Source organism: Pectobacterium carotovorum (assembly GCF_033898505.1).
In the GTDB taxonomy this organism is placed as follows: domain Bacteria; phylum Pseudomonadota; class Gammaproteobacteria; order Enterobacterales; family Enterobacteriaceae; genus Pectobacterium; species Pectobacterium carotovorum_J.
Genome location: NZ_JAXAFK010000001.1, coordinates 1,436,477 through 1,455,496, shown reverse-complemented (window position 1 = coordinate 1,455,496; position 19,020 = coordinate 1,436,477). Strand labels below are relative to the sequence as shown.

Here is a 19,020-nt window from a genome sequence, read left to right as displayed (position 1 = left end):
CGCCTGAATTAAGGAGATGAGGATGAGTATGGATAAACACTGGTTTCCACAATCAATAGGAAGCCGAACGATTATTGATAATAGCGGCACTGTTGTAGCCAAAGTAGGCTCCTATATGACAGATGAAGATGTCAATTTAATCGCCTCGGCGCCGGAGTTACTCGCAGCGTTAAAGTTTGCGAGGCATGTAGTAGAAAACTTACTTCCTGCACATAGCCATTCAAGAAAAAGGGTCATGCAGATGGCTGACAATGCCATAGCTAAGGTCAAAGGTGAATCATGAAAATATCTTCATTAAAACCAGGCGATATCGTCTGGTCCGTGTTACGTCTCAATATGGGCAATACAACGATTAAAAGCATTGGTGTATTCAGCGTTAAAGTTTGCGAGGTGCATGAAAATTACGTGATCGCATCATGGAACGGCAACCCACGGGAAAAATTTAGAGAAAGGACAATATCAAAATGGCGCAGAAATAAACCCGTCACAATCCGACTGATGACTGGTAATTACAGATTGGCGACCCGAGAAGAAATTAAGAGCATGAAAGAGGCTGAAACCTCATGAAGCAACAACGCTAACAGCAAAGATATTTCTAGCCGCTCTTGTAGCGGCTTTTTTGTGCACGCTATTCACTCTCGCCAGAGAGATTCTATGAGTGCATTCGAATGGGCGGTGGCGATTCTGTTCGCTGCGGCGATATTCCGATTTCTGTAACGAGGTAATTATGACTGCTGACGAATGGCTGAATGAGTGTCTGCTAATTGATGGAGGTCGGCAGATAAAACGCAAGGATGCGCTGGAACTATCTATACCACGTGAAGAGTTTGTCAGGGAAGTGTTCAAGGGAATACAGCGCACGGTTGAGATGGTAATTCCAGAAGTTGAAGAGGATGAAACTGTGCAGCACTATCGTGCAAGAGTGATTAGCGCAGCTTTCAAATCCGGCGCAACAGTGATTACTAATGCGGGGTGATTATGCAGAAAGAAACAGAGAACGCTCTGCGCAGCGTTGCTAAAACATGTCTCAGCGAAATCATCGCTCAGACGAAAGGCCAGCCGAAAAAAACCACGATCCAATCATAACCCGCATTCTCGATAAACACGCAAAACGCATCACTGCCCTACCGCCTGGCACGTTCAGCGCTAAACGGTGGCTGTGCTATTTCGTGCGGAAAATAGATACTGAGGTAAAAAATGGATAGCGTTATTCAAATGAACCCCAGCAAATGGGTTTCGGAGGATTTGCTCATGTCATTAACCGGCATGACGAAGCACATGATACAACATGCGAGACGAACGTCATGGATGGAGGGGCGAGAATATCGACATGTTGCTCCCGACATGCAGCCCAAGCAAAACAGCCCGATCATGTACAACCGACACGAAATTGATAATTGGGTAGAACGTCAACGACCCGCGATCCGCCGTAAAATTTCTGCTTAAATACCCCTCCCCATCCACCGATCAGGATTTCATATGAGTAACTACCCAACTGGGGTCGAAAGCCACGGCGGTTCACTCCGCCTTTGGTTTATTTATATGGGCGTTCGAGTCCGTGAAAATTTATCAGTACCTGATACTGCAAAAAATAGGCGTTTAGCTGGAGAATTGCGATCGTCTATTTGCTATGCAATAAAAACAGGCACGTTCAATTACTCATCGCAGTTTCCTCAGTCAAAAAACCTTAAAAAATTTGGACTTGTAGCTCCCGGCATTAGTGTTGGAGATCTGGCTAAAAAGTGGCTTGAACTTAAGAGAATGGAGATAACGCAAAACGCGCATAAGCGCTATGTATCGTACATCAAAGTGTGCATTGGTATTATCGGTACAGGACGTTTGATTTCTTCAATAACACATGAGGATGTTTTGACAACAAGAATGGAGTTAATGACAGGATACCAAATATGCGGGAAGCATCAAAAGAAGCGTGGTGAGAAAAAAGGACGCACAGTGAGGACGGTGAATACTTACATCACCTGTCTATCATCCCTATTCGAATTTGCGGAAAAAAACGGGTACATCACAAAAACGCCGTTTTCTGGCGTTGACCCCTTACGTAAGAGCAAAACGGATCCAGACCCACTCAGTCGTGATGAATATAACCGACTGATAGCCGTCATCCCATCAGAGCAAATCAGAAATCTATGGATGCTAGCTGTCAATACAGGGATGAGACACGGAGAGATAGCGGCGCTGGCGTGGGAGGATATCGACACGAAAAATTGGACGATAAATGTTAGCCGTAATATCGCAATGAAAGGGCATTTCACTCCTCCTAAAACGGATAATGGTAATCGCGTCATTAATCTGACCATTCCTGCGATAAGAGCATTGAAAAGCCAGATGGAATACACACGGATGGGTAAACAACACAAAATAGACGTCCATCTGCGAGAGTTCGGTAAAACTCGCACAGATGAATGTACGTTCGTTTTCGTCCCTCGCCTCACAGCAAGAAATGGTCATGGCGGAGATTGGTACGCCCCTGGATCATTCGGTGCAACGTGGAACGGGTTGTTGAAAAAAGCCGGGATAAGGCATCGAAGAGCGTATGAGTCAAGACACACATTTGCATGTTGGGCATTAAGCGTCGGGGCAAATCCAAGTTTTATAGCTGCACAGATGGGGCATGCTTCTGCGCAAATGGTTTACAACGTTTACGGGAAATGGATGAATGACAACAATCATAATCAACTTAATATTCTAAACGCGAATTTTACTGATGATGCCACACTGATGCCCCAGGCGTCATTCCTGTGACACAAAAATCCTTTTAATTCAATCACTCACCTCGCCCATTCGGGTTTGTTTAAAATGTGATCCTGCCAGTCCACCACTTCACTCTCACGTACAGCAATATGGCGCACGGAGATACGCTCCCGGTGCATCGCCGTCTTAGTGCCGCTGACCAGCGGATGCCACTGCGGTAAATCTTCACGTTCATGAATCAGGCGATATGCACAGGTCGCCGGCAGCCAGTTAAACGTCAGCAGGTTTTCACGCGTCAGCTTGATGCAGTCCGGCTCGTACTCGAAGCGTTTCTCATAGTTACGGCACTGGCAGCTTTTAATATTCAATTGATTACAGGCGACATTGGTAAAGTAGATTTCCTCCGTATCCTCATCAATTAGTTTATGCAAACAGCACTGACCGCAGCCATCGCACAGCGACTCCCATTCATCGTCAGACATCTCAGACAACGTTTTTTGCTGCCAAAAAGGGCGTTCAGTCATGTTTCTTCCAGTTAACTTAAGTTGATAAATCGATAGCGTTGTAAATAAGATACGTGATTCTGGCGGGCGCGGCGGGGAGGTTTTGCTGCCCGTCATTCAACACGGGCAGCCGGGGCATTAGATAATACGTGTGCTCAACGTCCGGTCATTCACCGTAATCGTCAGCATATCGCCAGACAGGATCGGACCGACCCCTTTTGGCGTACCCGTCAAAATAATATCGCCCGCGCGCAGCGTAAAGAAACGGCTCATGTAAGCAATCAGCGGCAGAATCGGCGTAATCATATCACGCGTGTTGCCCTGCTGGCGCACTTCATCATTCACTTTTACACCCAATTCGGTTTGCTGCGGATCGCCAAACTCGGCAACCGGAATGAAACCGGAGATCGGGCAGGAACCGTCAAACGCCTTGGCTTTTTCCCACGGCTGGCCTGCTTTTTTAAAGTCGGACTGCAAATCACGCAGCGTCAGATCCAGCGCTACACCGTAACCCGCAATCGCCCGAGCAACACGTTCTTCATTCGCCTGCTTTAACGGCGTACCGATTAGCACCGCCAGTTCAACTTCGTGGTGAACCGAACCCAGATTTTTAGGAATGGCAACGGGCTGACGTAAATCACACAGTGCGGTTTCAGGCTTGATGAATAACACGGGCTCAGCCGGGGTCGCACTGCCCATTTCTTTGATATGTTCTGAGTAGTTGCTTCCGACGCAAACGACTTTATTTGCTGGGAAATCAAGCAGCGCGCCCTGCCAGTCTCTGTGTTGGTACATGGGTATTCTCCTGCCCTGTCTGTTGGATTATCGCTGCTTTCGTGGCACAGAACACGACCAAAAGGAAAACAGCTATATAAGAACACGATGGTGCAAAACCATCGTTATATCATCGCAACGGGGGTTACCCCAACAGATTTCAGGAGAGCAAGGCTGGCGATCGCGTGGTCTGGAGAAGGCGTCATAACTCATCAAAAATGGAAACAATTAAATTATGACGGAGTAAAACGAGGAAGATGAATATTTATCGCGCGGAATATCATGTAAATGGTCGGGATATTCCACGCCAAATTATGTTTGCGGCTTTATCTGAAAGTACGCGCTGGTATTATTTTTTTACACTTACATCGGCGTGTTTAATAAGCTCTCGACCGGAGGTGGAACTTGCAGATAAAAGCCCTGTTCCTGTAGCGCAAGTTTCACTTTTTCTATATCGGCATTCGCCAGTTTTTTACGACCATCCAACGGTAAGACCATGGCTAACTGCGGCGTGCCAAAGCTTTTCATTAATTCTTCCGGCACGCGTGAGAAATCGTCTTTTTTTTCAACATAAAGATAGGTCTGATCGCGTTTAGCACTTCGATAGATCACACAAAACATTTTTTTTACTCTATTTGATGGGAATGCCATCTTGCCTGTATATAATTGTGACTATAACATGCTTACAGCGCTCTGGAATATCATGCCTTAAATGTTACTCTAGGGATTAAAAGATGCTGAAACTGAGTCAGGATAGATGTCACAAACGCCAATAGAGTTAAAAGGCAGCAGCTTTACCTTATCGGTTGTTCATTTGCATGATTCCCAACCCGAGGTAATTTACCAGGCACTACAGGAAAAAATAGAGCAAGCGCCTGCTTTCCTGAAAAATGCCCCCGTTGTCATTAACGTTGCCGCATTAACTGCGGAAACTGACTGGATAAAATTACAGCAGGCCATTTCATCAACCGGCCTGCATGTCGTTGGCGTCAGTGGATGCACCGACGATGCATTAAAGAAAACCATTGCGCAGGCGGGGCTTCCCCTTCTGAGCGAGGGTAAAGCACAACGCCGGGTAGTCGAACCCGTCGCCGCCGTTCCTGCTGCGGTGAAAACGAAAGTCATCAACACCCCCGTTCGCTCCGGCCAACAGATTTATGCCCGGAACTGTGACTTGATTGTCACAAGCAGCGTCAGCGCGGGAGCTGAGGTGATTGCCGATGGCAATATTCATATTTACGGCATGATGCGCGGCCGAGCCCTCGCAGGCGTTTCTGGCGATGTTCAGAGCCAGATATTCTGTACGCATCTGGCCGCAGAACTGGTCTCTATCGCTGGCCGTTACTGGCTGAGCGACCAGATTCCTGAACCGTATTTTGGGCAGCCAGCGCGGATCAACCTGAACCAGCTGGACAATGTTTTAACGATAAAACCTCTAGACTAGAATCTCCCAAGGAAACATTTATGGCACGCATCATTGTTGTTACATCGGGTAAAGGGGGCGTTGGCAAGACCACATCAAGCGCGGCCATTGCTACCGGTTTAGCCCAGAAAGGAAAAAAGACGGTTGTCATCGATTTTGACATTGGGCTGCGTAACCTCGACCTGATCATGGGATGTGAGCGTCGCGTAGTGTATGACTTTGTGAACGTTATTCAGGGTGATGCCACGCTGAATCAGGCGCTGATCAAAGATAAGAGAACGGATAATCTCTACATTCTGCCGGCATCACAAACGCGTGATAAAGATGCCTTAACGCATGAAGGCGTAGAGAAAGTGCTCAACGATCTGGGCGACATGGAATTCGATTTTATCGTGTGTGATTCACCCGCCGGGATTGAAACCGGTGCGCTGATGGCGCTCTATTTCGCCGACGAAGCGATTATCACCACCAACCCAGAAGTCTCCTCCGTTCGCGACTCCGACCGCATTCTGGGCATTCTGTCCTCGAAGTCACGTCGCGCTGAGCGTTCTGAAGACCCGATCAAAGAGCATCTGCTGCTGACGCGCTACAACCCAGGCCGAGTGAGCCGTGGCGATATGCTAAGCATGGAAGACGTGCTTGAAATTCTGCGGATTCCGCTGGTTGGCGTGATCCCTGAAGACCAGTCCGTACTCCGCGCCTCTAACCAGGGCGAACCTGTCATTCTGGATACTGAAGCCGATGCCGGCAAAGCCTACGCGGACACCGTTGAACGTCTGCTTGGCGAAGAGCGTCCTTTCCGTTTTGTTGAAGAAGAGAAGAAGGGTTTCCTTAAACGACTTTTTGGGGGATAAATTATGGCTTTACTGGACTTCTTTCTGTCCCGCAAAAAAACGACAGCCAATATTGCCAAGGAACGGCTGCAAATTATTGTCGCGGAGCGACGCCGGGGAGATAGTGAACCCCATTATCTGCCGCAGTTAAAGCGGGATATTCTTGAGGTTATCTGTAAATATGTACAGATTGATCCTGAGATGGTGACGGTTCAACTTGAGCAAAAAGGAGATGATATTTCCGTGCTTGAGTTGAACGTTACATTACCGGAAGCGGAAGAAACGCCTAAATGATTTTTCTGCTGTAGTATCCCCTGCTTTTACGCAGGGGATATCTATTCCCCGTCATACTTCAAATTACGTGCGTTTCATTTCATAACGGACTGTATATTTAGCCAGTCTTTTATTTCTTCTTTTGTTTTTTTCGCTATATTTTCATCACCCTATTTGCTGCTTTTTCCATGATGGCGTCATCACAGCAAATAAGGCGTATTGATAAAGCGTGTTTAGCGGGGATTAATAGTGCTGCACAATGTCACGCAGTTCATCGCCATATAACTGACCGCGCCAGCCAGATAACATTTCCGGCGTTCCTGCGTCTTGCCCACTTAATTTCCAGTGCCAGTTCAGCAGACGGTTAATTTGACGACGTGATGCCAATAACTCGGCGGATAATCCACTCTGTTCGCTCACGCGCTGTACCAGTGCTTTGATATCTTTAAACGCTTTTTTATAGCCGGGATAGTCGATCAAATTAATCACCGGCGGCGGGCAATCCGCATCAGTAATGCCGTCCGTCTGTGCAACACAGTCCAGCAGCGTTTTCCCGTGGTAGCGAATTTCCGGGCCGCTCAGCCCCAGTGAGCTCAGTTCACCCAGCGAAGTCGGCAGACAACGCGCCACCTGCAACAGGTTCTCTTCACGTACGACAAAATTCACCGCGCTGTCTCGCTCACGCGCTTTACGCAAGCGCCACTCAGCCAGACGCTGAAGGCAAGCCAGATGCCGGCCACGCAGCTGCCAGGCATTGCCAAATTCGCGGTAGGCCAGCGCTGGCGCCAAAATATCCTGTTTACGCTGACAAAGCAGGAGACATTCGTCCAGCGCAGCGTTCATCCACCCTGCGGCTTGCGTATCCGCCACCAGCCTGGCTGCCATTGGCAACAGGTAGAACACATCGGCGGCAGCGTAATCACACTGTTTTTCACTCAGCGGGCGGGCCAGCCAGTCCGTTCTCGATTCGCTTTTATCCAGCGTCACGCCCATGTAGTCAGCCACCAGCGCAGCGAAACCATAAGAAAGCGGCTTGCCTAAAAATGCGGCCAGAATCTGTGTATCAATGAAAGGCGTCGGCAGTGTTCCAAACGCATTGAGAAACACTTCCAGATCTTCACTGCCCGCATGCAGGAATTTAGTGACCTGTTCGTCACGCAGTAACGCCTGAAAAGGTGCCCAGTCGGTAATCGTTAACGGGTCAATAAGTGAAAGCTGTTCGCCGTCATACAATTGAATCAACCCTAATTGCGGGTAGTACGTGCGGGTTCTGACGAACTCCGTGTCCAATGCCACCTGTGGAAAGCGTCGCGCCTGGGCGCAAACCTGTTGTAACCCGATGTCGGAAGTGATCAACTGATAATTCAAAACGTCATTCTCTTGGTTGTTTTTACTTTACGGTTCTGGGTCAAATCCGTATCGCCGTAAAAAATTCCCGGCGGACATTTTTAACGTCGCAGGCGACGGCCCATAGGGTGACGATGCTACGTTCGCCATAAACATAAAAAAGAACGCCGGATAAACCGGCGTGAAAACATCATATCGCGTCCTGCCTCTCTCTGGCAGTCGTTTTCGTGGAAAATCGTCAGGCGGCAGCGTCTTTCTTCACCTTCTTATCGTCGCGCAATTCGCGGCGCAGGATTTTCCCCACGTTAGATTTCGGCAAATCGTCGCAGAATTCGATCTCTTTGGGCACTTTATAGCCGGTAAGATTTCGGCGACAGTGGGTAATGAGTTCCTCTTTCGTTAACGAGTTATCGCGTCTGACCACAAAGGCTTTGACTGCCTCGCCGGATATCTCATTCGCCACCCCAACCACCGCCGACTCGGACACTTTGGGATGACGGCTGATGACATCTTCAATTTCCGTCGGATAGACGTTAAAGCCGGAAACCAGAATCATGTCTTTCTTACGATCGATGACGCGCAGGAACCCTTCATCATCAGACGTGACAATGTCACCCGTTGCCAGCCAGCCGTCTTTTAACACCTCATCCGTCGCGGCAGGCTGTTGCCAGTACCCTAACATCACCTGCGGCCCGCGCACCCACAGCTCACCGGACTCACCCGGCCCAGCGTCGTTGCCGTCATCATCAATGATTCGGACATCCGTTGATGACACCGGTAGCCCAATACTGCCGCTGTAATGTTTGAGATCGTAGGGGTTTACGGCCACCAGAGGTGAACTTTCCGTTAGTCCATATCCCTCAAGCAGATGTTTACCCGTTAGCTTTTCCCAACGTTCTGCCACCGCTTGCTGAACCGATGCGCCACCGCCCACCGATAAACGTAGCGTTGAGAAATCCAGCTCGTGGAACTCTTTGTTGTTGAGTAGCGCATTAAATAACGTATTGACGCCGGTGATAGCCGTGAATGGATATTGCTTCATTTCTTTCACGACCGCCGGGATATCACGGGGGTTGGTGATCAACAGGTTCTTCCCGCCCAATTCAAGGAACAGAAGGCCGTTCACCGTGAGCGCAAAAATATGATAGAGCGGCAACGCCGTGACCACCAGCTCATTGCCTTCTTGCAGAAGAGCGCCGTATGCCCCTTTACACTGTTCGAGATTCGCTAACATATTGCGGTGCGTGAGCATGGCACCTTTAGCGACGCCCGTCGTGCCGCCGGTATATTGCAGAAATGCCAGATCGGTATTGATAATATCGGGCCGAATATACTGCTGACGCCGTCCTTCCTGCAAAACACGACGGAATGATATCGCATCCGGCAGATGGTATTTAGGTACCAGTCGCTTAATGTACTTCACCACGAAGTTGACCAGCGTGCCTTTTGCCGTAGAGAGCTGGTCCCCCATGCGGGTCAGGATGACGTGCTTCACCGCCGTATTATGGACGACTTTTTCCAGCGTATGCGCAAAGTTAGACACGATAACAATCGTGCTCGCCCCACTGTCTTTTAGCTGATGTTCCAGTTCACGCGGTGTATACAGCGGGTTAACGTTAACCACCACCAGACCCGCGCGCAACACGCCAAACAGCGCAACGGGATATTGCAGCAGATTGGGCATCATCAGCGCCACCCGATCGCCCTTTTGTAATTTAAGCTGGTTTTGCAAATAGGCCGCAAACGCCCGACTCCGCTCTTCCAGCTTGCGAAACGTCATCACTTCACCCATGTTGACGAATGCAGGTCGGTCGGCATAACGCTTCACGCTACTTTCAAACATTTCAATCAACGACGAATAGCGATCCGGATCGATTTCCGCCGGCACATCCGCCGGATAGCGTGATAACCAAATTTTTTCCAAGACGTCACTCCCGAGATATTTTTTTAGTGGCATCGTCGTCGCCCTCAGAGGCATATTGTTATTAACATTATTTTAACTCAGCCTACCAGTTAGCTAACAAACAATGTTAAGGTTGCGAGAGCGATCACTAATTTATTCTTTATTCAAAAAAAATCAGGCAACCTGCGTCGCCTGATCTCTTCACTCCAAACAAAATAATTTTATTCTGTCACGACATTCTCAATCCGTGCCGGACCAGGCCAACCGCCGTCAAATCCCCATCCGGGGCCCCAGCCATAGCCGTAACCCGCACGCCATCCCCATGGGCCATAACCATAGCCGCCGGGTGGCATCATCAGGCGCTGAACGACATTCCAACGTTTGTAGCCTTGTGCGTCGATCACAACGTAGCGATAAGGTTTATCACCGATAGCGCCCTGTTCGGTACCGACAATCGGCCCGACAACGGTGACCAATTGGTCTTTAAAATCGACGGGCTCCAGAAAGCGATTCACATAGGCAATAAAACGCCCTTCTGATGGCATATCCAACCGCGGTTTCGCGCCGCTATCCAGCGGCATGCTGGCAATTTCCAGACGCGTTTTATTCGCCTCATTGCGGATGCTGACCACCCGACCGCCAAAGCGAGATTCTTGACCGACATAAATCTGCGGCGCATTCATTACCCGCACCAGATCGTCCTGCGGCGTTGGCGACGTGCCTTTAATGACATCTGGTATCGTGACACAGCCTGAAAGCAGCAGCGCTGTCGCCGCCACCAGACAGAGGCGGGCTTTTTTCTGATTCAGATGCAGAATTTTTATCCGCATACCTTTCATCTGTGCGCTCTTCATTGGTACAAACATGGCACAACCCCTCTTCAGATATCTGATAGTTAGACTGCTCAGCATCGAATAAGTTGCTGTTTATCCCCGTTATACTTCACACCGAATGTGCACTCTAATTATTCGCGACCGGGGAGTTTTTTCCAGGTCACTTCATTGCGCAGATAGCGCGGTTGCGCATTCTCAACGCTGACCGCTTTTCCTGCCTGCCATAGCTGACAGGCCAGCGGCAACATGTCCTGCGCCTGCGGCAGTAGCACATTGCCCTTCGCTAACACCAGCGAGGCATGGCTGACCAGTTCAGGATAGGTTTCCCATCCGGTTCCTACCGTGGCCCATTCGCCTGACAGCGCGACAGTTAACGCCCGCACCTGTTCAGGTTTCAATACGGCTTCCTCGGATTCGCCCTGCCAGCTACCGTCAGCATCGCGCTGATAGCAGCCCCAGTATACTTCACCCATTCGCGCATCAATGGCCGCCAGCACTTGCGTCGCCTGCGTCAGGCGGAAAGCGCCCTGCGCCATCGTCGCCAGTGACGATATACCGAGCATCGGTAAATCCGCCCCCAGCGCCAGCCCTTGCGCAATGCCGATGCCAATCCGCACCCCGGTAAAACTTCCCGGCCCCTGACCAAAGGCCAGCGCATCAAGATCGTTAAGCGTCAGGCCGCTGTCGGCCAGTACCTGCTGAACCATCGGCAGAATACGTTGTGTGTGCTCACGGGGACAAATTTCGAACAGAGAATGAATTTCGCCTTCATTCCAGAGTGCGACGGAACAGGCTTCCGTTGCGGTATCAAGCGCTAGAATTCGCGTAGACATGCCAACCTCAGGCAGGATAAATAAATCTTAACAACCCGTATCATAGCATAAGCCCCTGTCGTGCCGCAGCCCTTCCCGCCATCGGTCAGGCCATGCAGCAATCGCCAGTTGGGAATTATGTGTTACGCGTCAGGAAATTAATCGCCTGCCCAATATCTCGGGTCCGCGGCGTTGGCGGCAGGCTGTTAAGGAACACGGCACCATACGGACGCATCACCAGTCGATTATCGCAAATCACAATCACACCGCGATCTTCAACGTCACGGATGAGGCGACCCACGCCTTGCTTCAGGGTAATTACCGCATCGGGAACCTGTACATCGTCAAAAGGCTCACCGCCGCGCAGCCGACAGTCTTCGATACGCGCCTTCAGCAGCGGGTCGTCCGGCGAAGTAAACGGCAGTTTATCGATAATGACGCAGGAAAGCGTATCGCCACGCACATCCACGCCTTCCCAGAAGCTGCTGGTCGCCACCAGTAAAGCATTGCCCGCCGACACAAACTGTGACAGCAGCTGCGCCTTGCCGGTCTCCCCCTGTAGCAGCACCGGTAGCGTCAGCATGGCGCGGAACTCAGCGGCCAAATCGCGCATCATCTGATGCGAGGTACACAGCATAAAGCAGCGTCCCTGATTCGCTTCAATCAACGGTTGCAGCATCGTCGCCAGCCTTTTCGCCGCACCGGGACGATTGGTTTCCGGCAAATGGCGGGGAACGCAGAGCAGCGCCTGATTGGCATAATCAAACGGGCTGGGCAACAGGAGCGTGTTCGCGTTATCCAACCCCAGCCTATCGGTGAAGTGGAAGAGTTGATCGTTAACAGACAGGGTAGCGGAGGTAAATACCCAGGCAGCAGGCTTGTCCTTCATCAATTCGCGAAAACGATCGGCGACGGACAGCGGCGTCAGCGCTAACACGAAATGGCGCGAATTACATTCGTACCAGTAGCTATAGCCCGGCTGCTGTACCTCTTTTAACCGCTTCAGGCGGTTGCGATAAAGCGTGGCACGCTCAAAGGCGGCATCCAGTAGCGCAGAGCGGCCAAGCGACAGTTTCGCGACGTCGTAACACAGCTCCAATGCATCATCCAGCAGCACGAGCGCGCGCTGAAGCGACGGCTGTTCGAGCACATCGCGCAGGTTCCCGCGAAACCCTGGGTCGCCCAGCGCCAGCCGAAAATCCTGCGTACTTTGCGTCAGGCGGTCGGCACTTTTTTGCAGTTGAGAGGCATCGCGCACTTCGGTGCGGTAAGCAATGATGATGTCTTTCGCCAGATCCAGCAGTTGACGGCTGGACAATTGCTGACCGAAGTACTGGCTGGCGATGTCAGGAATCTGGTGGGCTTCATCGAAAATCACGACATCGCTTTCTGGGATCAGCTCGGCAAAACCAGTCTCCTTGACCACCATATCCGCCAGATAAAGATGGTGGTTAACCACCACGATATCAGCATCCATCGCCTTACGCCGCGCCTTCACCACAAAGCACTCTTTATAGTGCGGGCAGTCGCTGCCCAGGCAGTTATCGTTGGTGCTGGTCACTAACGGCCAGATCGCGCTGTCTTCCGCGACGCCTGAACAGGTCGTGACATCGCCTTCCGTCGTTTCCGACGACCAACCGCGCAGCCTGACCAGTTCGCTCAGCGTTTCGGCGGGTAAATCACCGCCGCCCAGCGACTGCTGTTCGAGCCGTTCCAGACAGAGATAGTTCGAACGGCCTTTCAGCAGTGCGAGTTTGCCTTTGTACTTCAGCGCCTGCGCAATCGTCGGTAAGTCGCGGCTATAGAGCTGATCCTGTAACGCTTTCGAGCCTGTCGAGATGATGACTTTTTTATCGGCACGCAAGGCAGGTGCAAGGTAGGCATAGGTTTTACCGGTTCCGGTTCCCGCTTCCACCACCAGTGCCGTTTTAGCGTCGATGGCACGCGTTACCGCCTGCGCCATCTGCCGCTGTGGTTCACGCGGTTTGAAGCCCGTGATCGCTTTCGCCAGCGCGCCGTCATTAGCAAAATCATCGATTACCCGATCGTTCGTCACGCCTGCTCTCTTTCTCATAGGAAAACATAGTTAGGAAAACATAGTCTGCCGCCACTAACCGTTTCAGGCCACGGCAAAAAATATCGCGCTGATTATGCCAAGAGTCATCCGACGCTACCACCTTAAATCAGGAAAGCGTGCCGCAACCTGCTGTGTTAGGCTTGGCGGCTGGTATTGATTGATGTCACTATTTTAATTATCCCCACAATGGAGAAACCCCACCTCATGGCGATCACACGAATTAATCCTGAAGCCCGCTGGTCAGACGCCGTCATCCATAACAACACGCTCTATTACACTAGCGTGCCGGAAAATCTGGATGACGACGCACAGGCGCAAACGGAAAACGCGCTGGGCGCGTTAGATGCGATACTGCAACAGGCGGGAACGGATAAGAGTAAGCTGTTGGACGTGACGATTTTTCTCGCCGACGCGGATGATTTTGCCGCGATGAACGCCGCGTGGGATGCCTGGGTCGTGGCGGGCAGCGCGCCCGTACGCTGCACCGTACAGGCTAAGTTGATGCATCCGAAATTTAAAGTCGAAATAAAAGCGATTGCGGCAATATAACCGTATATCCCTTTTTCATCTCCTAACGAAGAGGATGGACGTTACTGCTCGTCTTCCTCTTCACCATCGTCAAAATGGTGTTCTTCGTCACTGTCATTAAATGCGTCATCATCTTCGTCAAACATCACCGCGACGTTGTCACCCTGATGATTCTGACGGATCTCCGCGGCAACCTGTGCTATCGCCTGGCCGCTGCTCATGCCCTCAGACATGAGTTCCTGAATACGCTCTACGGCATCTTGCTGCTGCTTGTGCGTCAGCGCGGGCATACCTGCAATCATGATAATTTCCTGGTTGGTAAATTCGCACGTATCATCGCATGCTCGCTTCGGCATACACCAGCATTTCTGCTTTGTGGTACGCTGTGGTCAGTGAAATCGACACGCGATCAACACAACCACACTGTAGACACAACACGAAGAACATGACTGCCGCCAATACGACCCATGTAACCAACACCAGCGATTCGGCCACCGCTCGCTATCACTCGCTGCCTTACTATCCGACTGTGCTGCTCGATCGCTTTGCGCCTTTTTCCCAACAGCCATGGGCGATGTTGCTGCATTCCGGGTTTGCCGATCATCCGCACAATCGCTTCGATATCATGGTCGCTGACCCGCGAGTCACGCTGTCTACGCGGGGAAACAGGACAGAAATAACACGTGACAGTGTAACTAGCGCCGTAGAAGGCGATCCCTTTACTCTGCTGCAACAGCAGCTCGATACTCTGGTATTATCCACAGAAGCACACCCTGATTTCCCTTTTCAAGGGGGCGCACTTGGCCTGTTCGGCTATGATTTGGGACGTCAGGTTGAAGCGCTGCCTACTCAGGCTGAACGAGACATCGACCTGCCGGATATGGCAGTCGGTTTATACGACTGGGCACTGGTTGCCGATCACCAGCGACAGACGTTAACGCTGATCGCACATCATTCCCTTCAGGCGCGGCTCGACTGGTTAGCCAATCCGCCTATTAGCGCCCCGAAAGACGATTTCAGCCTCACTGACGCCTGGCAGCCGAATATGTCACGCGAGGCGTACGGCGAAAAATTCCGCGCAATACAGGACTACCTTCTGGCGGGAGACTGTTATCAGGTTAATCTGGCGCAGCGTTTTTCTGCGTCTTACCATGGCGATGAATGGCAGGCGTTTTTACGGCTGTCCGCGGGAAATAAAGCGCCCTTTTCGGCCTTTCTGCGTCTACCAGAAAATACCGTCATCAGCGTATCACCGGAACGTTTCCTCTGGCTGGAAGATCGCCGTATTCAAACGCGTCCAATTAAAGGCACACTGCCACGTCTCGCAGACCCGGAGGCTGATAAACAGCAGGCTGCCCGGCTGGCTGATTCAGAGAAAGATCGTTCAGAAAACCTGATGATTGTCGATCTCCTGCGTAACGATATTGGCCGCGTCGCGGTGCCGGGCAGCGTCCGCGTACCAGAACTGTTCGTCGTCGAACCGTTTCCTGCAGTGCACCATCTGGTCAGTACGATTGAAGCACGGCTACCGGATGATTGCCCCGCCACCACGCTGCTACGCGCCTGTTTCCCCGGCGGATCAATTACCGGTGCCCCCAAAATCCGCGCCATGCAGATCATTGAAGAGCTGGAACCTCAGCGCCGTAATGCTTACTGCGGCAGCATCGGCTATATCAGCCTGTGCGGCACCATGGACACCAATATCACCATCAGGACGTTATTAACCGAACGCGGCAGAATTTACTGCTGGGCGGGCGGCGGCATCGTTGCTGACAGTCAGGAACAGGCGGAATATCAGGAAACGTTTGATAAAGTGGGCCGTATCCTTCCCCTGCTGTCCGGTTCCCAGACAATTCAGGTACCGAATAAATGAGTGAGATCGTCTTGCCACCAACGGCTTTTGCGCTGAACGACTTTATTACGCGCTTTCAGTTACAGCTTCCACCATCGTTGCGGCCTGTGCACCAGCAGCGTCAGGCCGCGGTTCTGGTGCCGATTATTTGCCATCCTACGCCAACACTCTTGTTGACTCGACGCTCTGCCGATCTGCGTAAGCATGCCGGGCAAGTGGCATTCCCCGGCGGGGCGGCAGACAAAGAGGATCGTTCGCTCATCGAAACGGCGCTGCGTGAAGCACAGGAAGAAGTGGCTATCCCGCCAGAAAACGTTCAGGTATTGGGCGTATTACCGCCGTTGGACAGCGTCAGCGGCTTTCAGGTCACACCCGTTGTCGGGCTCATCGCCGCCCAGACCCGCTTTCATCCCAATGAAGACGAAGTCGCCGAGCTGTTTGAAATGCCGTTGGACGAAGCTTTCGCGCTAACGCGTTATTACCCGTTGGATATCGAGCGCAAGCAGCAGCGCCACCGGGTTTACCTCTCTTGGTATCAGCAGCAGTTTGTCTGGGGGCTCACGGCCGCCATCATCCACCAGCTCGCCTTACAGATTTCCGACAGACCCTAAACTCAAGGCCGCATTCAGCGGCTTTGGGTTTTCTACTTTTTTTCCTTCACTAAATATCCCTAACTTAAAAGCGGACTTCCCGTTCACAAATCATTCAGAGATAGATTTTACAATGACTTAGCGCCTATTTGAGATAAGTTAAATTGTGCAGTGCCATAAGTTTATTTCATGCGAAAAAGAAAGCCACACGACATATTCCACACTACAATAGCGCGATTTGACGAGTTTTATTCTAATCTTTGGGTATATATCCACCAAAATTCAGGTCATGTCTCGCCAGAACCGAAAACACCAGATAATTCGCAGCATAACTATCTGATTGTGGTGAAGGAACCGGACGCGGACGATCGGAAAATAGAGGGTGGATACCGCCCTGAGCCTTTGAGGAGTTTCGCGTGATAAGCGTTTTCGACATGTTTAAGATCGGTATTGGCCCCTCTAGCTCTCATACGGTTGGACCGATGAAAGCCGGTAAGCAATTTGTCGATGAATTGATCAACCAGGATTTACTGACCGCGACGACGCGTATTGCCGTTGATGTGTATGGCTCGTTGTCGCTAACGGGTAAAGGTCACCACACCGACATCGCCATCATTATGGGTCTGGCGGGCAACATGCCGGATACGGTTGATATTGATGCCATCCCCGGCTTTATCCGCGATGTTGAGCAACGCGAACGCCTGCTGCTGGCTAATGGGCAGCATGAAGTCGATTTCCCACGCGAAGGCGGCATGGTTTTCCGCAGTGAAAATCTGCCATTACACGAAAACGGCATGACCATCACCGCCTTTGCCAGCAATAAAGAAATTTATAGCAAAACCTATTACTCCATCGGCGGTGGTTTTATCGTTGATGAAGAGCATTTTGGCAAAGACAGCGCTGCTGACGTCTCCGTTCCTTACACATTCCATTCCGCCAAAGAGATGCTGGAGCACTGTAAACAGAGTGGCCTGTCGCTTTCTGGGATGGTGATGCGTAACGAGCTGGCGCTGCACAGCCGTCAGGATATTGACGCGTACTTTGCCGATATCTGGCAGACCATGCGTGCCTGTATCGATCGCGGTATGAACACCGAAGGCGTGTTGCCGGGCCCGCTGCGCGTACCACGTCGGGCATCTGCGCTACGTCGTATGCTAGTGTCTTCCGATAAGCTCTCCAACGACCCGATGAACGTGGTGGACTGGGTTAATATGTTCGCGCTGGCGGTAAATGAAGAAAACGCCGCAGGTGGCCGAGTGGTGACTGCGCCAACAAACGGCGCGTGCGGCATCGTCCCTGCCGTTCTCGCTTATTACGACCACTTTATCGAACCGGTTAGCCCGACCATTTATATCCGTTATTTCCTCGCGGCAGGCGCGGTTGGCATTCTGTATAAAATGAACGCGTCCATCTCCGGTGCCGAAGTGGGCTGTCAGGGTGAAGTCGGCGTGGCCTGCTCAATGGCAGCCGCTGGGCTGGCAGAACTGATGGGCGCCAGCCCGGAACAGGTTTGCGTCGCCGCTGAGATCGGCATGGAACACAATCTGGGCTTAACTTGCGATCCGGTTGCTGGTCAGGTTCAGGTTCCGTGCATCGAACGTAACGCCATTGCTTCCGTTAAGGCGATTAACGCTGCTCGCATGGCAACCCGCCGTACCAGCGAACCTCGCGTTTCGCTGGATAAGGTGATTGAAACCATGTACGAAACGGGTAAAGACATGAACGCCAAATACCGAGAAACCTCACGAGGCGGGCTGGCGATCAAAGTACAGTGTGATTAATCCGTTCTCATCACCTTACGATTTTTACCACCGTTAACGAAAAAGCCCCGCCAAATTGGCGGGGCTTTTTGTATTAGCGAGACATGGTTAACATATAAAGGCGAGTTCGCAATTCAGCAAAGGTGTCATTTTCTGCTTTCAGCATCTGCCCATTTTTACATAAAACGAGATCATTCAACGATCCCATCCCGCCATACAAATTAAGAATGCTATAAATCGCATCCTGTCGATCCTCATCCAAGTAAGCACGCAGTCGCAACAACATTCCCGACCAGTCATTCATGTCGCAATCTGCTAATAAAAATGCCATCTCATTCAATACGACTTTTATTTCAACCAATTTTGTCATTTTAAAAGCTCGTTATACATGACTTCAACGCCCGTACTTCCGTGCGCACGATATCCATCATCTGCGCGCCAATCTCACCAATCAGCTGCGCCTGTTTCAGGCGTTTCTGCTCTTTCTCTTTGTTAAAGATCGGACTGAGCGCGTTGTTCGCGTGCTCAACGTCACGGCTCAGCGTGGTGATGTCCTGCACCTGTTTCGCTGTATCCCGCAGCAGCAGGGTGCCGTCGCAGTACTTTGGGTCTGGCTATGTCAGCCGCCGTCACGCCGACCGCAATGATATGACGCGCTATTACAGCCCCAGCCTGTACCTTACCGCCCACTGGCTGGAAGCCGCGGGATTTGGGTACGATACGCGGGTCACTATCACTGTTGAACACAGCAGACTGGTCATTGAGACTGAACTAAGGTTTTGATCACCACGAATGATGAT

23 protein-coding genes and 1 pseudogene are annotated in these 19,020 nt (G+C 51.2%); 13 read left to right on the top strand and 11 right to left on the bottom strand.

Translation table 11 applies throughout. The features are described 5' to 3' along the window. The first annotated feature begins 22 nt into the window (after positions 1-22). From R9X49_RS06370 to R9X49_RS06350, 5 genes are all read left to right on the top strand, one after another. Positions 23-283, top strand: a complete 261-nt coding sequence (locus tag R9X49_RS06370; protein ID WP_319847624.1) for a hypothetical protein — start codon at positions 23-25, stop codon at positions 281-283. After that, positions 280-567, top strand: coding sequence for a hypothetical protein (locus R9X49_RS06365; protein WP_319847623.1), 288 nt, complete (start codon positions 280-282; stop codon positions 565-567). The genes R9X49_RS06370 and R9X49_RS06365 overlap by 4 nt, the downstream gene beginning before the upstream one ends. Before the next feature lie 160 nt (positions 568-727). Continuing rightward, the gene (locus R9X49_RS06360) at positions 728-976 is read left to right on the top strand and encodes a hypothetical protein (RefSeq protein ID WP_319847622.1); all 249 of its coding nucleotides are present in this window, start codon (positions 728-730) and stop codon (positions 974-976) included. A gap of 221 nt (positions 977-1,197) precedes the next feature. After that, positions 1,198-1,446: an excisionase family protein gene (locus tag R9X49_RS06355; protein ID WP_319847621.1), complete on the top strand. Its 249-nt coding sequence runs from the start codon at positions 1,198-1,200 to the stop codon at positions 1,444-1,446. Between the two features lie 33 nt (positions 1,447-1,479). Continuing rightward, positions 1,480-2,763, top strand: a complete 1,284-nt coding sequence (locus R9X49_RS06350; RefSeq protein WP_319847620.1) for a site-specific integrase — start codon at positions 1,480-1,482, stop codon at positions 2,761-2,763. Positions 2,764-2,789: 26 nt separating this feature from the next. On the opposite strand, the gene R9X49_RS06345 is transcribed toward R9X49_RS06350, so the two are convergent. The 3 genes from R9X49_RS06345 to R9X49_RS06335 all read right to left on the bottom strand — a co-directional run bounded on the left by R9X49_RS06345 (position 2,790) and on the right by R9X49_RS06335 (position 4,610). Then, positions 2,790-3,236 carry a YcgN family cysteine cluster protein gene (locus R9X49_RS06345; RefSeq protein WP_319847619.1) on the bottom strand — a complete coding sequence of 149 codons (447 nt, stop codon included), beginning with the start codon at positions 3,234-3,236 and terminating at the stop codon, positions 2,790-2,792. 117 nt (positions 3,237-3,353) lie between these two features. Beyond that, positions 3,354-4,010: a fumarylacetoacetate hydrolase family protein gene (locus R9X49_RS06340; protein ID WP_319847618.1), complete on the bottom strand. Its 657-nt coding sequence runs from the start codon at positions 4,008-4,010 to the stop codon at positions 3,354-3,356. Positions 4,011-4,352: 342 nt separating this feature from the next. After that, complete coding sequence (locus R9X49_RS06335) at positions 4,353-4,610, bottom strand: YcgL domain-containing protein (RefSeq protein ID WP_225088149.1); 258 nt, start codon at positions 4,608-4,610, stop codon at positions 4,353-4,355. Positions 4,611-4,746: 136 nt separating this feature from the next. On the opposite strand from R9X49_RS06335, the gene minC reads away from it, so the two are divergent. Genes minC through minE form a run of 3 tightly spaced genes read left to right on the top strand, consistent with a single transcriptional unit; the run spans position 4,747 to position 6,539 of the window. Further along, positions 4,747-5,433: a septum site-determining protein MinC gene (gene minC / locus R9X49_RS06330; protein ID WP_010275486.1), complete on the top strand. Its 687-nt coding sequence runs from the start codon at positions 4,747-4,749 to the stop codon at positions 5,431-5,433. Between the two features lie 20 nt (positions 5,434-5,453). Next, positions 5,454-6,266 carry a septum site-determining protein MinD gene (gene minD / locus R9X49_RS06325; protein ID WP_039511326.1) on the top strand — a complete coding sequence of 271 codons (813 nt, stop codon included), beginning with the start codon at positions 5,454-5,456 and terminating at the stop codon, positions 6,264-6,266. Positions 6,267-6,269: 3 nt separating this feature from the next. Beyond that, positions 6,270-6,539 (top strand): cell division topological specificity factor MinE, encoded by a 270-nt coding sequence (gene minE / locus R9X49_RS06320; RefSeq protein WP_015840174.1) that lies wholly within the window; start codon positions 6,270-6,272, stop codon positions 6,537-6,539. 222 nt (positions 6,540-6,761) lie between these two features. On the opposite strand, the gene rnd is transcribed toward minE, so the two are convergent. The 5 genes from rnd to R9X49_RS06295 all read right to left on the bottom strand — a co-directional run bounded on the left by rnd (position 6,762) and on the right by R9X49_RS06295 (position 13,487). After that, entirely contained in the window at positions 6,762-7,886 is a 1,125-nt protein-coding gene (gene rnd / locus R9X49_RS06315; protein ID WP_319847617.1) for a ribonuclease D, read from the bottom strand. A gap of 217 nt (positions 7,887-8,103) precedes the next feature. Continuing rightward, positions 8,104-9,789 carry a long-chain-fatty-acid--CoA ligase FadD gene (gene fadD, locus R9X49_RS06310; protein WP_319847616.1) on the bottom strand — a complete coding sequence of 562 codons (1,686 nt, stop codon included), beginning with the start codon at positions 9,787-9,789 and terminating at the stop codon, positions 8,104-8,106. A 200-nt stretch (positions 9,790-9,989) separates the two neighbouring features. After that, a complete protein-coding gene (locus tag R9X49_RS06305) occupies positions 9,990-10,607 on the bottom strand; it encodes a Slp family lipoprotein (protein ID WP_413775884.1) in 618 nt (205 codons plus the stop codon). Positions 10,608-10,732: 125 nt separating this feature from the next. Next, complete coding sequence (gene tsaB / locus R9X49_RS06300) at positions 10,733-11,434, bottom strand: tRNA (adenosine(37)-N6)-threonylcarbamoyltransferase complex dimerization subunit type 1 TsaB (RefSeq protein WP_319847614.1); 702 nt, start codon at positions 11,432-11,434, stop codon at positions 10,733-10,735. A gap of 115 nt (positions 11,435-11,549) precedes the next feature. Continuing rightward, on the bottom strand, positions 11,550-13,487 hold the full coding sequence (locus R9X49_RS06295; RefSeq protein ID WP_319847613.1) for an ATP-dependent DNA helicase: 1,938 nt from the start codon (positions 13,485-13,487) through the stop codon (positions 11,550-11,552). Positions 13,488-13,694: 207 nt separating this feature from the next. On the opposite strand from R9X49_RS06295, the gene R9X49_RS06290 reads away from it, so the two are divergent. After that, a complete protein-coding gene (locus R9X49_RS06290; RefSeq protein WP_127156498.1) occupies positions 13,695-14,039 on the top strand; it encodes a RidA family protein in 345 nt (114 codons plus the stop codon). 41 nt (positions 14,040-14,080) lie between these two features. Here the strand turns inward: R9X49_RS06290 and R9X49_RS06285 are convergent, their stop codons facing one another. Continuing rightward, positions 14,081-14,320, bottom strand: coding sequence for a YoaH family protein (locus R9X49_RS06285; protein WP_319847612.1), 240 nt, complete (start codon positions 14,318-14,320; stop codon positions 14,081-14,083). Between the two features lie 143 nt (positions 14,321-14,463). On the opposite strand from R9X49_RS06285, the gene pabB reads away from it, so the two are divergent. The 3 genes from pabB (at position 14,464) to sdaA (ending at position 18,241) form a co-directional block, all read left to right on the top strand. After that, positions 14,464-15,891: an aminodeoxychorismate synthase component 1 gene (gene pabB, locus R9X49_RS06280; RefSeq protein ID WP_319847611.1), complete on the top strand. Its 1,428-nt coding sequence runs from the start codon at positions 14,464-14,466 to the stop codon at positions 15,889-15,891. Beyond that, positions 15,888-16,481 (top strand): CoA pyrophosphatase, encoded by a 594-nt coding sequence (locus tag R9X49_RS06275; protein ID WP_319847610.1) that lies wholly within the window; start codon positions 15,888-15,890, stop codon positions 16,479-16,481. The genes pabB and R9X49_RS06275 overlap by 4 nt, the downstream gene beginning before the upstream one ends. A gap of 395 nt (positions 16,482-16,876) precedes the next feature. Then, positions 16,877-18,241: an L-serine ammonia-lyase gene (gene sdaA, locus R9X49_RS06270; protein WP_319847609.1), complete on the top strand. Its 1,365-nt coding sequence runs from the start codon at positions 16,877-16,879 to the stop codon at positions 18,239-18,241. 73 nt (positions 18,242-18,314) lie between these two features. On the opposite strand, the gene R9X49_RS06265 is transcribed toward sdaA, so the two are convergent. Together R9X49_RS06265 and R9X49_RS06260 are read right to left on the bottom strand one after the other, a co-directional pair. Then, positions 18,315-18,590 (bottom strand): DUF6966 domain-containing protein, encoded by a 276-nt coding sequence (locus R9X49_RS06265; RefSeq protein ID WP_263059568.1) that lies wholly within the window; start codon positions 18,588-18,590, stop codon positions 18,315-18,317. Between the two features lie 37 nt (positions 18,591-18,627). Further along, positions 18,628-18,816: pseudogene (locus R9X49_RS06260) on the bottom strand (hypothetical protein); the annotation flags it as partial. Here R9X49_RS06260 and R9X49_RS06255 point away from each other — a divergent pair. Continuing rightward, positions 18,770-19,003: a SymE family type I addiction module toxin gene (locus R9X49_RS06255; protein WP_319847608.1), complete on the top strand. Its 234-nt coding sequence runs from the start codon at positions 18,770-18,772 to the stop codon at positions 19,001-19,003. The pseudogene R9X49_RS06260 and the gene R9X49_RS06255 sit on opposite strands and share 47 nt — an antisense overlap. The last annotated feature ends 17 nt before the right edge of the window (positions 19,004-19,020 follow it).

Bases quoted from the DNA above. Each gene is read 5' to 3' on its own strand.
- R9X49_RS06370 (WP_319847624.1), top strand. From the start codon at position 23: ATGAGTATGGATAAACACTGGTTTCCACAATCAATAGGAAGCCGAACG.
- R9X49_RS06365 (WP_319847623.1), top strand. From the start codon at position 280: ATGAAAATATCTTCATTAAAACCAGGCGATATCGTCTGGTCCGTGTTA.
- R9X49_RS06360 (WP_319847622.1), top strand. From the start codon at position 728: ATGACTGCTGACGAATGGCTGAATGAGTGTCTGCTAATTGATGGAGGT.
- R9X49_RS06355 (WP_319847621.1), top strand. From the start codon at position 1,198: ATGGATAGCGTTATTCAAATGAACCCCAGCAAATGGGTTTCGGAGGAT.
- R9X49_RS06350 (WP_319847620.1), top strand. From the start codon at position 1,480: ATGAGTAACTACCCAACTGGGGTCGAAAGCCACGGCGGTTCACTCCGC.
- R9X49_RS06345 (WP_319847619.1), bottom strand. From the start codon at position 3,236: ATGACTGAACGCCCTTTTTGGCAGCAAAAAACGTTGTCTGAGATGTCT.
- R9X49_RS06340 (WP_319847618.1), bottom strand. From the start codon at position 4,010: ATGTACCAACACAGAGACTGGCAGGGCGCGCTGCTTGATTTCCCAGCA.
- R9X49_RS06335 (WP_225088149.1), bottom strand. From the start codon at position 4,610: ATGTTTTGTGTGATCTATCGAAGTGCTAAACGCGATCAGACCTATCTT.
- minC (WP_010275486.1), top strand. From the start codon at position 4,747: ATGTCACAAACGCCAATAGAGTTAAAAGGCAGCAGCTTTACCTTATCG.
- minD (WP_039511326.1), top strand. From the start codon at position 5,454: ATGGCACGCATCATTGTTGTTACATCGGGTAAAGGGGGCGTTGGCAAG.
- minE (WP_015840174.1), top strand. From the start codon at position 6,270: ATGGCTTTACTGGACTTCTTTCTGTCCCGCAAAAAAACGACAGCCAAT.
- R9X49_RS06305 (WP_413775884.1), bottom strand. From the start codon at position 10,607: ATGAAAGGTATGCGGATAAAAATTCTGCATCTGAATCAGAAAAAAGCC.
- tsaB (WP_319847614.1), bottom strand. From the start codon at position 11,434: ATGTCTACGCGAATTCTAGCGCTTGATACCGCAACGGAAGCCTGTTCC.
- R9X49_RS06295 (WP_319847613.1), bottom strand. From the start codon at position 13,487: ATGAGAAAGAGAGCAGGCGTGACGAACGATCGGGTAATCGATGATTTT.
- R9X49_RS06290 (WP_127156498.1), top strand. From the start codon at position 13,695: ATGGCGATCACACGAATTAATCCTGAAGCCCGCTGGTCAGACGCCGTC.
- R9X49_RS06285 (WP_319847612.1), bottom strand. From the start codon at position 14,320: ATGATTGCAGGTATGCCCGCGCTGACGCACAAGCAGCAGCAAGATGCC.
- pabB (WP_319847611.1), top strand. From the start codon at position 14,464: ATGACTGCCGCCAATACGACCCATGTAACCAACACCAGCGATTCGGCC.
- R9X49_RS06275 (WP_319847610.1), top strand. From the start codon at position 15,888: ATGAGTGAGATCGTCTTGCCACCAACGGCTTTTGCGCTGAACGACTTT.
- R9X49_RS06265 (WP_263059568.1), bottom strand. From the start codon at position 18,590: ATGACAAAATTGGTTGAAATAAAAGTCGTATTGAATGAGATGGCATTT.
- R9X49_RS06255 (WP_319847608.1), top strand. From the start codon at position 18,770: ATGTCCTGCACCTGTTTCGCTGTATCCCGCAGCAGCAGGGTGCCGTCG.